The organism is Streptomyces sp. NRRL S-1813 (assembly GCF_000719605.1).
Lineage (GTDB): Bacteria > Actinomycetota > Actinomycetes > Streptomycetales > Streptomycetaceae > Streptomyces > Streptomyces decoyicus.
Genome location: NZ_JOHB01000017.1, coordinates 133,133 through 146,948, shown reverse-complemented (window position 1 = coordinate 146,948; position 13,816 = coordinate 133,133). Strand labels below are relative to the sequence as shown.

The window sequence follows — 13,816 nt, the reverse complement described above, 5'->3', positions numbered from 1 at the left end:
CCCCGGGGAAGCGGCCAGAGCCAACCCGCCCCCTCTGCCGACCCCGCCCGCCCCCACCCCCGCTACAGGCTGATGTGGTAAGCCTTGCGCAACGTCTCGTGCACGGTCCACTGCGTGCGGTCGCCCTCGCGTAGGACGCAGGCGTCGCCGGGGCCCACCTCCAGCACGGAGCCGCCCTCGACCTCGATGGTGGCGCGCCCGCTGACGACCACGAACAGCTCATTGGCCTCGGTGTCCGTCACCACACCCGGCGTGATCTGCCAGATGCCCCGGATCTGCCGCCCGTCGGGGGACTCCCACAGCACCTTGCCCGTCACCACCGGCTCGCCGGAGATGATCTGGGCAGGGTCCAGCGGTTCCGGCTCCAGATCGGCGTCCGCGATGCCGGGGATATTGACCACGAACGAGGCGGGCGCGGAGTCGTCGGCAGCGGAGGCCGCGGAAAGGGAGTCGGCCCCGGAGCCGGGCTCCGCAGCGGTGGCGGGCTCGGCGGCGGAGTTCTTGGCATCAAGATCGGAAGCAGCAGTCATGGCGGCGAGGGTACCGTCCGGCCTCAGGCGCTCCGCAGCCGCTCCCATACGGCGCGGACCTGGGGTTCCAGAGCCTCCAGCGGCCCGTCGTTGTCGATGACGAAATCCGCGACCGCCAACCGCTGTTCGCGGGTGGCCTGAGCCGCCATCCGGGACTTCGCCTCGTCCTCCGCCATGCCGCGCAGCCGCACCAAGCGGTCCAGCTGGGTCCCCACTGCGGCGTCGACCACGACCACCAGGTCGTACAGCGGCGCCAGGCCGTTCTCCGTCAGCAGCGGGACATCGTGCACCACCACCGCGTCCGGCCCCGCCGAGGCTTCGAGTTCGGCCGACCGCGCTCCCACCAGCGGGTGCACGATCGCGTTCAGCGCCTTCAGCTTCTCGGGGTCGGAGAACACGATCCCGCCCAGCTTCGGCCGGTCCAGACTGCCGTCCGGCGTGAGCACGCCGTCCCCGAACTCCGCGACCACTGCCGCCAGTCCGGGCGTGCCCGGCTCGACAACCTCGCGTGCGATCTTGTCCGCGTCCACGATCACCGCGCCGTACGAAGCCAGCAATCGCGAGACCTCACTCTTGCCCGCGCCGATTCCGCCGGTCAGCCCCACCTTCACCATGGGCCCACGCTATACGGTGCGCCCGTACGGCAGGAGTTCAGGAGGCCACAGCCCGGCTCAGGCTCCGGCCGCGCCGCCGTCGCCCTCCCGCTCCGCCAGGAAGCGCTCGAACTCCCTGCCGATCTCGTCGGCTGACGGCAGCTCCACCGGCTCGGCCACCAGGTTCCCCCGGCTCTCCGCCCCGGCCACCGCATCGTACTGATGCTCCAGCCCGCTGACCAGCGCGACCAGCTCCTCATCGCCCTCCGAGATCTGCCGCTCGATCTCCTCCTGCGTCCGCAGCGCCTCCGTACGCAGCGAATGCGCGGCGCCGGGCAGCACCAGCCCGGTCGCGGCCGTCACGGCCTCCAGAACTGTCAGCGCGGCGTCCGGATACGCGGACCTGGCGATGTAGTGCGGTACGTGCGCGGCCACACCCAGGACGTCGTGTCCCGCCTCCGCCAGCCGGAACTCGATCAACGCCTCCGCGCTGCCCGGCACCTGTGCCTCATCGAAGAATCCGCCGTGCCCGGGCATCAGGTCGGTGCGGTTGCCGTGCGGGGTGATGCCTACGGGGCGGGTGTGCGGGACGCCCATGGGGATGCCGTGGAAGTTCACCGAGAGACGTACGCCGAGGCGCTCCACGATCTCCTTCACCGCGCCCGCGAAGCGCTCCCATTCGACGTCCGGTTCGGGTCCGGACAGCAGCAGGAACGGCGCGTCGGTGGTGTCTCGTACGAGCCGCAGCTCGATGCGCGGGGTCTCGTAGGCGGTCCATCGGCTGCGCTCGAAGGTGAGCAGCGGGCGGCGGGCGCGGTAGTCGACGAGGCGGTCGTGGTCGAAGCGGGCGACGACCTCGTTCGGCAGGCCGTCCAACAGCCGTTCAACGATCTGGTCGCCCGTCTCGCCGGCGTCGATGTACCCGTCGAAGTGGTACAGCAGCACCAGTCCGGCGGAGTCCCTGGAGGCAATCGCCTCCACCTCCGCGAGCCCGCTCGGCTCCCATTCGTACAAACCCTGGGGATCCAACACAGTGACCGCTCCTCCTCGTTCTCATCAGCGGCAACGCACAATCCGGCGCGGGCATTCCCGCCCCCGCCGCGCGCAAGGCCCACGCCGCCAAAGGCCCCCCCGAGCCCACCCCGCCTCGCCACACCCACCCCAAGTCGAGGACATGAACTCCCCTACACATAAGGCGATTCCACCTCCCCCGGCCGAGTCGTCACCATCTCCACCGCCGCACAGCCGCACAGCCGCACAGCCGCACAGCTCAAGGACGCCCTAGTCACCGCGGAGTTCCGCAAGGAATGCGTCATCAAGAATCCCCAGAGCCCCCTGAACCCCACCGTCCGCGACACCGTCAAGAACGGCAGGGGATGGGTGAGCGGTGTACGTGGGCAGGCACCGACGGCACCGACGAACAAGATCGACCGAGCACAGGCCCTCGGCAAGAACGGCTGGCCCGATCTCCGTGGCGAGAACGTCGAATCAAGCCACAACGCAGCCCCGAACACGACGAAGGCCCGCTCCCCCTGAGGGGAACGGGCCTTCGTCTACCGGCTAGTGCCTATCGGCAAGAGCTCAGCTCTGGCCGCCGGCCAGCTTCTCGCGGAGCGCGGCGAGGGCCTCGTCCGACGCCAGGGCGCCGGAGTTGTCCGCCGACTCCGAGGAGTACGAGCCGCCACCGGTGGTGCCACCGCCGGTGTTGCCGCCTGCCGCAGCCGCCGGCGCCGCAGCACCCTCGGCCGCAGCCTGCTCGTCGGCCTCGCGGGACTTGATGACCTGAGCCTGGTGCTGCTCGAAGCGCGTCTGCGCCTCGGCGTACTGGTTCTCCCACACCTCGCGCTGGCTCTCGAAGCCCTCGAGCCAGTCGTTGGTCTCGGGGTCGAAGCCCTCGGGGTAGATGTAGTTGCCCTGGTCGTCGTAGGACGCGGCCATGCCGTACAGGGTCGGGTCGAACTCGACCGTCGACGGGTCGGCACCGAAGGCCTCGTTGGCCTGCTTCAGCGAGAGGCTGATGCGGCGGCGCTCGAGGTCGATGTCGATGACCTTGACGAAGATCTCGTCGTTGACCTGGACAACCTGCTCCGGGATCTCGACGTGGCGCTCGGCCAGCTCGGAGATGTGGACCAGGCCCTCGATGCCCTCGTCGACGCGCACGAACGCACCGAAGGGAACGAGCTTGGTGACCTTACCCGGGACGACCTGACCGATCTGGTGGGTCCGGGCGAACTGCTGCCACGGGTCTTCCTGGGTCGCCTTGAGCGACAGGGACACGCGCTCGCGGTCCATGTCGACGTCCAGGACCTCGACCGTGACCTCCTGGCCGACCTCGACAACCTCGGACGGGTGGTCGATGTGCTTCCAGGACAGCTCGGAGACGTGGACGAGACCGTCGACGCCGCCCAGGTCCACGAAGGCACCGAAGTTGACGATGGAGGAAACGACGCCGGAGCGCACCTGACCCTTCTGGAGGGTGGTGAGGAAGGTCTGGCGGACCTCGCTCTGGGTCTGCTCCAGCCAGGCACGGCGGGACAGGACCACGTTGTTGCGGTTCTTGTCCAGCTCGATGATCTTGGCCTCGAGCTCCTTGCCCACGTAGGGCTGAAGGTCGCGGACGCGGCGCATCTCGACCAGGGAGGCCGGGAGGAAGCCACGGAGGCCGATGTCGAGGATGAGACCACCCTTGACGACCTCGATGACGGTACCGGTGACGATCCCGTCCTCTTCCTTGATCTTCTCGATGGTGCCCCAGGCGCGCTCGTACTGGGCGCGCTTCTTCGAGAGGATCAGGCGGCCTTCCTTGTCCTCCTTCTGGAGGACCAGGGCCTCGATCTCGTCGCCGACGGCAACGACCTCGTTGGGGTCGACGTCGTGCTTGATCGAGAGCTCGCGGCTCGGGATAACGCCTTCGGTCTTGTAACCGATGTCGAGCAGGACCTCGTCCCGGTCGACCTTCACGATGACGCCGTCGACGATGTCGCCGTCGTTGAAGTACTTGATCGTCTCGTCGATCGCGGCGAGGAAGGCTTCCTCGTTACCGATGTCGTTGACCGCAACCTGCGGGGTGGTGGCGGTGGTCTCGGTGCTGCTCGTCATGTGGGTAAAGGCTCCGGTGCGGACATTGAAGTCGTAGGTACTGCTACGCCGAGAGCCCGTATCGCCTCTGCATAAGCCGGACAGTGTCAAAGACGTTTTCGCCGGAAGTCCGCAGATGCCAGAGCATCCGGAACGACCCGAATCGCCTCAAAACCGAGGGGACATACATACAGATGCGAGCGCGGCCTGCTCCGTCTGAGGCGCGCAAGCCCGCAGCGCAACTTGTAGCATACGGGGGCAGCCGGACCCGGTCAATGCGCGAACGCGCACACCCGGGGCAGAACGCCCCATAACCGGCACACGCGATGTTCCGCGAGGTCGAACGGCCTCACAGTCCCAGCAGCTACAAGCAGAGCGAACACTACGACGACGGGCGCCATGAACCAAGAGCACGAGCCGGAGGCGACCCGCCGTGACGCCTCGGACACCGAAAGCAGCCGGGCCAGCCGGGGCTGGTGGGACCGCAACGCGGACGAGTACCAGAGCGAGCACGGTGCCTTCCTCGGGGACGACCGGTTCATCTGGGGTCCCGAGGGACTGGACGAGGCGGACGCCGCGCTGCTCGGGCCTGCCGGCGAGCTGAAGGGCCGGCGGGTCCTGGAGATCGGGGCCGGCGCGGCGCAGTGTTCCCGCTGGCTGGCGGCGCAGGGCGCGCTGCCGGTGGCGCTGGACCTCTCCCACCGGCAGCTACAGCACGCACTGCGGATTTCCGAGGGCTCGGCGGACGATGCCACCGAACTGGTGGAGGCGGACGCCGGGGCGCTTCCGTTCCGCGACGGCAGCTTCGACCTCGCCTGCTCCGCGTACGGCGCGCTGCCGTTCGTCGCCGATCCGGTGCGGGTGCTGCGCGAGGTGCGCCGGGTGCTGCGGCCGGGCGGCCGTTTCGTCTTCTCCGTCTCCCACCCGATCCGCTGGGCCTTCCCGGACGAGCCGGGTCCCGAGGGGCTGTCGGTGGGGGCCTCCTACTTCGACCGCACGCCGTATGTCGAGCAGGACGAGTCCGGCCGGGCCGTGTACGTCGAGCACCACCAGACGCTGGGCGACCGGGTGCGGGATGTGGTGGCCGCCGGGTTCCGGCTGGAGGATCTCGTCGAGCCGGAATGGCCCCGGTGGAACACCCAGGAGTGGGGCGGCTGGTCTCCACTGCGCGGGCATCTGATCCCGGGGACGGCGATCTTCGTGTGCTCGGCGGAGGTATAGGGGCCAAGGCGAAGGAGTGCCGGACGCGGCCGGCGGCCGGGCGGGGCGAGCGGGCCCGGCGCGACGGCCAGGCCCCGTAGGCAGTAGGTCGTAGGCGGTAGGCCAGAGCGGTGAGGACGGCTCGGAACGCTGACGACCGCAGACCGGCCGACCGGCCGACCGGCTGACCGTCCGATATCGGCCGGAGGCAAGCGGACCTGCGCCGTCGGCCGGAGGCAGCCGACCGGCAGTGGCGGTCCCAGGCCTGCGGGCCTGGGACGTGACCGACCGGTGCAGCGGGTGGATGAGCTCGACCCGGGCAGCCGGGCCGATGAGCCCGGCCGGGGCGGCAGACTGGGGGCGTGATCCGCCGTGACGCCCTTGACCAGTTGCCCGTCCGTACCGCGCTGCCCGCGCTGCGTGCCGCCCTCGACGGGCCCGGCACCGCGGTGCTGTGCGCCCCGCCGGGCACCGGCAAGACGACCCTGGTGCCGCTGGATCTGGCCGGTCTGACCGGTGAGGGGCAGGTGCGGCGGGTGCTGGTCGCCGAGCCGCGGCGGATCGCGGCCCGTGCGGCCGCGCGGCGGATGGCCTGGCTGCTGGGCGAGAGGGTCGGGGAACAGGTCGGGTTCACGGTGCGGGGTGAGCGCCGGGCCGGGCCGCGTACCGCCGTGGAAGTCGTGACCACCGGCGTGTTGCTTCAGCGGCTCCAGCGCGATCCGGAGCTGGCGGGCGTCGATGTGGTGGTGCTCGACGAGTGCCATGAGCGGCATCTGGACGCCGATACCTCCGCGGCGTTCCTGCTGGACGTACGGGAGACGCTGCGGCCCGAGCTGCGGCTGGTGGCGGCGTCGGCGACGACGGATGCCGAGGGGTGGGCGCGGCTGCTGGGCGGTTCGGAGGGGGCGGCGCCGGTGGTCGAGGCGGCGGGTGTGTCGCATCCCGTGGGGGTCGTGTGGGTCCCGCCGGAGCGGCCGGTGCGGCCGGCGCACGGGATGCGGGTCGATCCGGCGCTGCTGGCGCATGTGGCGGCAGTGGTGCGCCGGGCGTTGCGCGAGCAGACCGGTGATGTGCTGTGTTTCCTTCCCGGTGTCGGGGAGATCGGGCGGGTCGCCGGGGAGCTGGCCGGGGTGGATGCCGAGGTGCTCCAGGTGCACGGGCGGGCGCCGGCCGAGGTGCAGGATGCGGTGCTGGCGGGCGGGAGCGGCGTACGCAGAGTTGTGCTGGCGACGTCGGTGGCGGAGTCCAGCCTGACCGTGCCGGGTGTGCGGGTGGTGGTGGACAGCGGACTGGCGCGGGTGCCGCGGACGGATCACGCGCGGGGGCTCAGCGCGCTCACGACGGTGCGGGCCTCCCGGGCGGCGGGCCGTCAGCGCGCCGGCCGGGCGGGGCGCGAGGCGCCGGGAGTGGTGTACCGCTGCTGGTCGGAGGGTGAGGACGGGCGGCTTCCGGCGTTCCCCGATCCGGAGATCAAGGTTGCCGATCTGACGGCGTTCGCGTTGCAGTCGGCGTGCTGGGGCGATCCGACGGCCGGCGGGCTCGCGCTGCTCGACGCGCCGCCTGCCGGTGCGCTGGCCGCGGCACGGGAGGTGCTGACGGCGATCGGCGCGGTGGACGGGGCCGGCCGGGCGACGGGGCGGGGCGTGCGGATGGCGCGGATCGGGCTGCATCCCCGGCTGGCGCGCGCCTTGCTGGACGGCGCGCCCGAGGTCGGTGTGCGGCGCGCCGCGGAGGTGGTCGCCCTGCTGAGCGAGGAGCCGCCGCGGGCGTACGGGGATGATCTGGCGGCGGCGTGGCGCACCGCGCGTCGGGGTGGCGATGCGTACGGAGCGAGGTGGCGGCAGGAGGCGCGGCGCTTGGCGTCGGCGGCCGGGGAGCCGTCGGCCGGGTCGGGTGCGGGTGACCGTGGCGGCTCCGCGGCGGGCGCGGGCGCGGGCAGCGGCCGGGCCGGAGGCGGGGGCGGCGCGGCGGCCGCCTCCGACGATGCGGTGGCCGGTCTCCTTGCCGCGTTGGCGTTCCCGGAGCGGGTGGCGCGAGCCCGTGGGGCCGGGAGTTTCCTCATGGCGTCCGGGACCGGGGCAGAGTTGGCGGGGGCGGGCTCGGGGGCGCAGGCCGGGTGGGGGCATCGCGCGGGCTCCGCGGGCGACGGTGGCGGGTCGCGGCTGCGGGATGCGGGGTGGCTGGCGGTTGCGGTGGCGGACCGGCCGGTGGCGGCGGTGTCCGCGCGGGTACGGCTCGCGGCGGTGATCGACGAGGAGACGGCGTGTGCCGCGGCGCGGGCGTTGTACTCCTCGGGTGAGGAGGTGCGCTGGTCGGACGGGGAGGTGGTGGCCAGGAGCGTGACACGGCTGGGGGCGATCGAGCTGGTGGCCCGGCCGCTGTCCGCGCCCGACCCCGGGCTGCTGCGGGACGCGGTGGTGTCGGGGCTGCGGCGGGAGGGCTTCGGGCTGCTGCGGTGGTCGGCCGCCGCGGCGTCGTTGCGGCAGCGGATGGCCTTTCTGCACCGGGAGTTGGGCGCGCCGTGGCCCGATGTCTCGGATGCGGCGTTGCTGGAGCGGGTCGAGGAGTGGCTGGGGGTGGAGCTCGGGCGGGCGCGGCGGCGGGCCGATCTGGCGCGGGTCGATGCGGGGCAGGCGCTGGGCCGGCTGCTGCCGTGGGCGAGCGGTGACGCGGCGCGTTTTGATGAGCTGGCGCCGGAGCGTATCGAGGTGCCGAGTGGTTCGCGGGTGCGGGTGGACTACGGCGGTGAGCAGCCCGTACTGGCCGTCAAGCTCCAGGAGTTGTTCGGGCTTCAGGAGTCGCCGCGGGTGGCCGGCGGGCGGGTGCCCGTGCTGGTGCATCTGCTGTCCCCCGCGGGGCGTCCGGCGGCCGTCACGGCCGATCTCGCCTCGTTCTGGCGGGACGGATACCGGTCCGTACGCGCGGAGTTGCGCGGGCGCTACCCCAAGCATCCCTGGCCGGAGGACCCTTCGGCGGCCGAGCCGACCCGGCACACGTCGGCGCGGCTCAAGCGGGGCTGAGCCCGGGGCCGGAGGAGGTCGGGAAGGAGCCGAGAGGGGACCGGGAGGGGGTCGGGAGGGGGTCAGGAGCGCCTTGCTGACGTCATGTGTTCACGTTACGGGCCGGCACTGACAACGCCGTCGCCGGACGACGGCGGGGCGGCTGCGGGCCGCCGGGCGGGTGCGGCGCGGGGGCGGCGGCTGCGGGCTTCGAGATGCAGGCTCAGGGCCAGCAGCACACCGCCGAGGAGCAGGAACCCCCAGGGCAGGTAGCTGGTGAGCAGAAGGACGAGGGTGCGCTGGGACGTCACCAGGGTGACGGTGGAGTCGATGTAGTCGTCGCGCATCTTCACATGGCCGGCGAACGCGGTGACCTTGCCGCCGCCGGGCAGCAGATCGCCGCCGCGCAGCTCTTCCTTGTGGATCTCCTGGCCGTTGACGGGCGCGCCGGTGACCGGCTCCACCCAGAACATCCGCTTGGTGGTGTACCAGCGGGTGGTGCCCATCTTCTCGACGGACTCGGGGGTGATGCCCTTGACCGGCATCTTCTTGGGGAGGGCGACCTTGGTCCAGGGGATGGTCTGCTCGAAGTAGTAGACCTCCAGGCCGCGGAAGGTGCGGGTCCCCTTGTAGTGGATGGGGGCCGAGGTGCGGGTCTGGGCGTCGAAGTAGGCGTAGTCGCGCCGCTCGGTGAGGAACGGCCACTTGTATTCGATGCCCTCGCGGCGCACCGGGTCTCCGTCGACCATCTCTCCGGTGGCGTGCACGGGTTCCTGGGAGTGGGCGTCGAAGAGGTAGCGCTCGGGGATCGCGGAGACCATTTTGCCGTCGGGGCCTACGACGTAGGACAGCGTGTCCCAGACGACGACGTCGCGGCCCGCGGACTGCTCGATGCGGTCGGAGGCGGCGACATTGCCCTTGAGGGTCTGCACGATGGTGACCTTGGGGACGCGTTCGGCCTTCATCGTCCCGTAGTTGAGGAGGGTGGCGGGCTCGGCCTCCAGGACCATGTCCTGGTACTGGCCGGGCGGGATCTTGGCGAGCCGCGGAAAGGCGTACCACCGCATCAGCGGGGACAGGGCGGTGAAGAAGACGGCACAGGCGAGCAGCACCAGGCTTGCCGTGCGGCGCATCCCTCGCGCTTCGCGGCGCAGGCCGGGGGCTGCGGTGCCGGTGTCGGCCGGGGGCCGGGGGTTCGTCCCCCGGGTGGGCACGGGGCGGGGCATGGTGGTGGCGTCCCTCCCTCAGGGGTGCTTGGGGACGGTGGTCAGCAGCGGTTTGGGCGAGGTCGTGCCGCTGGGCGCGCCGGTCGCGGTGAGGGTGAGGACGAGGGCGAATGCCGCGGCCAGTCCGACCGCGGCCGCTGTCAGGGCGCGCATGGCCGCCTCCCGGAGAGCTGCTGTGCCTGTCCGGGGGATCCCCGGATCCCCCAACGGCGTCAGGGCGGGGGCACCGTAGCAACGGGCGGCTGAGATGAGAACACGTTGCACCGCCGTCCTGCCCTGGACGGCGGGCAGGACGGCGGTGACGGGCCGGCGCGGGGGCCGGGCCGGCTGGTCGCCCGGCCGCGCGGCCGGGCCGGGTGGCACCGTGACGGGCCCGCCGAGGTGACGGACCGGCCGAAGTCACGGAGCGGCCCAAGTGACGGGCCGGGTGGTGGGGTCAGGAACCGGCCGGGGCGGCGACCTTCAGCCTGACGGTGAGTACGGCGCCGTCGGCCGTGGTCAGCCGCAGCAGGAACGTGCCCGCGTGCATATCCGTGTAGATCTTCGGGAGTTTCAGCAGGCCGTTGGCGTCCGTGGTGAGCCCGGTGAGCGTGCGGACGGGCTTGTCCTTGTCGTCGCCGGTGGCCTCGGGGTCCTTGAAGTAGGGGCCCTTGCCGTTCTCCACGGGCTTCTTCGGGTCGTCGGTGACCATGGTTGCGGTGACCGCCGCACCCGCCGCGATCTTGCCCTGGTAGGTCGCCTCGACCTCGACGGCGTCCTCGGCGAAGGCCTGGCCCGCGGTCGCCGTCAGCTCCTTGTCCGAGGTGCGGGCGAGCTTGTCGGCCTTCGGGGCCGGCTTGGCCTTGACGGTCGCGCCGAAGGCGACGGCGGGGGCGGTGCGGCCCACGGCGGTGGCCCGGATGGTGAAGGCACCGGCCTTGTCGCCCGCGCGCAGCGTGGGCGCGGTGGCGAGGCCGTCCTTGTCCGTGGTGACGGTGACGGTGGTGGCGTCACCGGGGAAGCGGGCGCCGGCGGACGTGGAGAGGGCGAAGCGGACGGGGGCGCCGGCGACGGCCTTGCCCGCGGCGTCCTTGGCGCGTACCCGCGGCGACGCGGCGAACTCGGTGCCCGCGGTGGCACTCAGATCCTTGTCGCCGACCCGCTCGAGAGCGGTGAGCCGAGCGGGCCCGGTGGGCGTCTCGGGGGTGGGCTTCGGCTTGGGCGTACCGGTGCCGCCCGGGGTGTCACCGGTGCCCGAACCGCCGGGCCTGCCGGGGTGGTTGTGCTGTCCCTTGCCGGGCTTGCCGGTGCCGGATCCGCCCTTGCCCGGCTTCCTGCCCGGTGTGCCGGAGCCGTGGTCGTGGTGCGCTCCGCTGCCGGTGCGGCCGGTGCTGTCGCCGCCGGACTTCCCTGCGCCGCCCCGGTGGACGGGCAGGACGCCCCGGCCGTCCGGAACCTCGTGGGTGCCGTGGCGGTAGAACGTGTACCAGGACAGCACCGTCCGCAGATAGTCCTCGGAGTGGTTGTAGCCGAGGATCGCCCGGTCCAGGTCGTCCTGGACCGACAGGTCGCGGTCGCCGGCGCAGAGGTAGCGGCCCGCGGCGAGCGCGGCGTCGAAGACGTTGTGGGGGTCCTTCTTGCCGTCGCCGTTGCCGTCGGCGCCCCAACCGGTGCCGTCGAAGCCTCCGTTGGACCAGGTGGAGGGGATGAACTGCATCGGGCCCACGGCACGGTCGTGGGTGAGGTCGCCGTCGTAGCGGCCGCCGTCGGTGTCGGTGATCCGGGCGAAGCCGTGGCCGTTGAGCTGCGGGCCGAGGATCGGCTGGAGGGTGGTGCCCTCGGCATCGACCGCGCCGCCGCGCGCCTGCCCGGACTCGACCTTGCCGATGCCGGCGAGCAGTTGCCAGGGCAGCCGGCAGCCCGGATCTGACGCGTCGACCGCGGAGGCTGCCTTCTTGTACGCGGCCAGGACGGTGGCGGGCAGACCGGCCTCGGCGGGTCCGGTGCCGAGGGCGGTGCCCTGGCCGGTGCCGTGCGCCTCGCGGGGCGGTGCCGTCCTGTGGAGGGGCGGCCGGTCGGTGAAGTACGTGGAACCGCCGTCAATGGGGGTGTCGGCGGGTGGGGCCGGTTTCTGTTTCCTGGCGGCCGCGGCCTCGGTGGCGGCCGGGGCCTGAGAGGCGGTCAGGGCGGCGAGCACCAGGGCCGCCACGGCTGTCGATGCCGCTCCCCTTTGGAGCCGCCTTCGGATTGTGGCTGCCATACGTGGTCCCCTCCGCGTTGCCCTACCGCGCTGACGCGGTATCGCGCTCCCCAGCGCTCCAACTCAGGCGACACTACGACAACTCGGGCCCGGCATCTACCACCCCCATCGGACACATAATGATCCGAATCGATCGAGGAGAGGCGCCATGCCGTTCACACTCAGTCATGCCGCCGCCGTGCTTCCGGCCATCCGGCGGACCGGCGCGGCACGCGGACCGTTGGTCGCCTCGGCGCTCGTGGCGGGGTCGTTCGCACCGGACATGACGTACTACGCGGACAGCCTGGTTCCGGGCGGCATGGCCTTCGGCGAGGTCACCCACTCGCTGCCCGGTGTGCTGACGGTGGATGTGCTGGTCACCGTGGCGCTCGTGGGCGGCTGGCTGCTGGTGCGCGAGCCGTTGACCGCGCTGCTGCCCCGGGCGTGGCGAGGCCCGGTCCACACCTTCGTCCGCGGCCGGCCCTGGCGGCCCCGGGGACCCCGCGAACTCGCCGCCCTGGTGGGCTGGTTCCTGGTCTCGGCGGTCCTCGGGGCGGCGACCCATGTGGTCTGGGACGCATTCACCCACCCGGGCCGCTGGGGCACCCGGCTGGTTCCCGGTCTCGACCGGGTGGTGGGCGGCCTGCCGGTCCATACCTACGTGCAGTACGGCACCTCGGCGCTCGCTCTGGCGGCGATGGGCGCGTTTGTGTGGCAGGTCCTACGGGGGCGCGGCGGCACCGGCGGTCCCACGGCGGCGGCGTCCGCGCCGGCTGCGGTACCGGTGCTGACCGTACGGGTGCGGCTGCTGCTGACCGCCCCGCTCGCGCTGTGCGTGGCGACCGGTGCCGTGCACCGTGTCCTGCGGGCGCGCGCCGTCTACGGTCCCACGGCGGCCTGGCTCGACTACCTCCCGACCGTGCTCTTCGGCGCCGGGGCCGGCCTCGCCCTCGGGCTGCCGCTCTACGCGGTGGCCGTACGACTGCTGCACCGCCGCACCCGGGCAGCCGACGCCATGGGCCGGCTGCCGGCGCCCATGGCGCGGACCGCACCCCCGGCGGTGTCGCCGTCAGGCGCTGCGGCCGCGTCACGGAACACGTCGCCCGGCGCCGAATGACGGTGCCCGGGGCGCCTGTTGGGTACCCGCACCCGCGGCACTCGTCGGTCTACTCGACCAAGGCCGGGCCGGGTTGCGGCACCGCGGCCGGGGCGGCGCGCCGGGCGGCCCGCAGCAGGCAGGCTCCGCAGACGAAGCCGATGACGGCCGCCAGCAGATGTCCGACGGTGGTGAAGTCGGGCAGCTCCCCGCTCCAGTCGCCGCCGAGCACCGGCCAGGCGACGACACCTGCCGCCGCGGGCCACCGCGCCCGGCGCAGCAGGAGCGCCCCCGTCGCCAGCACCGTCTCGGCCCCGTAACTGATGCCGAAGTCGGTGGCGTGCCGGACGCTGTCCGGATACCAGCCGTGGGCGAGGGCCACGTGGATCAACGGCACGGTCAGCAGCGTGGCGGCGAGGTGCCCCAGGGCGAAGAGGGCGTAGGCACGCCTCGCTCCGTACCGTCGCTCCAGCCACGCCAGGCACACGATGACGCCGAGACCGAGTGTGATCAGCGTGCCGGCGAAGGCATCTGAGGTGATCTCGGTCAGCGTGCCGTCGAAGAACAGCATGCTGCCCGCCAGTACACGGACCGGACGGTCGTGCAGGTTGTCCAGATTCGTACTGACGCCGAGCATCACACGCTGTGCTTCCGCGGTGGACAGCACCGCGGTGCACCACAGATGGGTCGACAACAGCAGTCCGGCATAGCCGGCCGTGACCGGGCTGCGGGAGACATAGGTGCCCAGGGCTCGGGCCACACGACGTATCACGGAGTGATCAAAGCAGAGCGCTTTCGAGGTGACCCAGGTCCATGACGCGTCGGGCGACGACCGCTTTCGGGCCACCGTCGAGCAGGCCGGAACCGGCCGCGACT

General features: G+C 72.3%; 11 protein-coding genes. 3 read left to right on the top strand and 8 right to left on the bottom strand.

The window, feature by feature from the left end; translation table 11 throughout:
* Positions 1-62: 62 nt before the first annotated feature.
* The 4 genes from IF67_RS0123585 to rpsA all read right to left on the bottom strand — a co-directional run bounded on the left by IF67_RS0123585 (position 63) and on the right by rpsA (position 4,222).
* Positions 63-530 carry a cupin domain-containing protein gene (locus IF67_RS0123585; RefSeq protein WP_420708708.1) on the bottom strand — a complete coding sequence of 156 codons (468 nt, stop codon included), beginning with the start codon at positions 528-530 and terminating at the stop codon, positions 63-65.
* A 23-nt stretch (positions 531-553) separates the two neighbouring features.
* Positions 554-1,144, bottom strand: coding sequence for a dephospho-CoA kinase (coaE, locus tag IF67_RS0123580; protein WP_030988773.1), 591 nt, complete (start codon positions 1,142-1,144; stop codon positions 554-556).
* A gap of 57 nt (positions 1,145-1,201) precedes the next feature.
* On the bottom strand, positions 1,202-2,155 hold the full coding sequence (locus tag IF67_RS0123575; RefSeq protein WP_030988771.1) for a PAC2 family protein: 954 nt from the start codon (positions 2,153-2,155) through the stop codon (positions 1,202-1,204).
* 549 nt (positions 2,156-2,704) lie between these two features.
* Positions 2,705-4,222, bottom strand: coding sequence for a 30S ribosomal protein S1 (rpsA, locus tag IF67_RS0123570; RefSeq protein WP_030988769.1), 1,518 nt, complete (start codon positions 4,220-4,222; stop codon positions 2,705-2,707).
* Positions 4,223-4,600: 378 nt separating this feature from the next.
* Between rpsA and IF67_RS0123565 the strand changes: the two genes are divergently transcribed.
* Positions 4,601-5,422, top strand: coding sequence for a class I SAM-dependent methyltransferase (locus tag IF67_RS0123565; RefSeq protein ID WP_030988768.1), 822 nt, complete (start codon positions 4,601-4,603; stop codon positions 5,420-5,422).
* Between the two features lie 341 nt (positions 5,423-5,763).
* Positions 5,764-8,421, top strand: a complete 2,658-nt coding sequence (gene hrpB / locus IF67_RS0123560; protein ID WP_030988766.1) for an ATP-dependent helicase HrpB — start codon at positions 5,764-5,766, stop codon at positions 8,419-8,421.
* Between the two features lie 95 nt (positions 8,422-8,516).
* Here the strand turns inward: hrpB and IF67_RS0123555 are convergent, their stop codons facing one another.
* From IF67_RS0123555 to IF67_RS0123545, 3 genes are all read right to left on the bottom strand, one after another.
* A complete protein-coding gene (locus IF67_RS0123555; protein WP_030988764.1) occupies positions 8,517-9,533 on the bottom strand; it encodes a DUF3068 domain-containing protein in 1,017 nt (338 codons plus the stop codon).
* Between the two features lie 111 nt (positions 9,534-9,644).
* Positions 9,645-9,779 (bottom strand): SPW_0924 family protein, encoded by a 135-nt coding sequence (locus tag IF67_RS43150; protein WP_107050279.1) that lies wholly within the window; start codon positions 9,777-9,779, stop codon positions 9,645-9,647.
* 283 nt (positions 9,780-10,062) lie between these two features.
* Positions 10,063-11,865: a lytic transglycosylase domain-containing protein gene (locus IF67_RS0123545; RefSeq protein ID WP_030988762.1), complete on the bottom strand. Its 1,803-nt coding sequence runs from the start codon at positions 11,863-11,865 to the stop codon at positions 10,063-10,065.
* Between the two features lie 148 nt (positions 11,866-12,013).
* Here IF67_RS0123545 and IF67_RS0123540 point away from each other — a divergent pair, with 148 nt between their 5' ends.
* The gene (locus IF67_RS0123540; RefSeq protein WP_030988760.1) at positions 12,014-12,961 is read left to right on the top strand and encodes a DUF4184 family protein; all 948 of its coding nucleotides are present in this window, start codon (positions 12,014-12,016) and stop codon (positions 12,959-12,961) included.
* Between the two features lie 49 nt (positions 12,962-13,010).
* Here IF67_RS0123540 and IF67_RS0123535 read toward each other — a convergent pair whose 3' ends face one another.
* On the bottom strand, positions 13,011-13,712 hold the full coding sequence (locus IF67_RS0123535; protein ID WP_234341261.1) for a rhomboid-like protein: 702 nt from the start codon (positions 13,710-13,712) through the stop codon (positions 13,011-13,013).
* Positions 13,713-13,816: the final 104 nt, after the last annotated feature.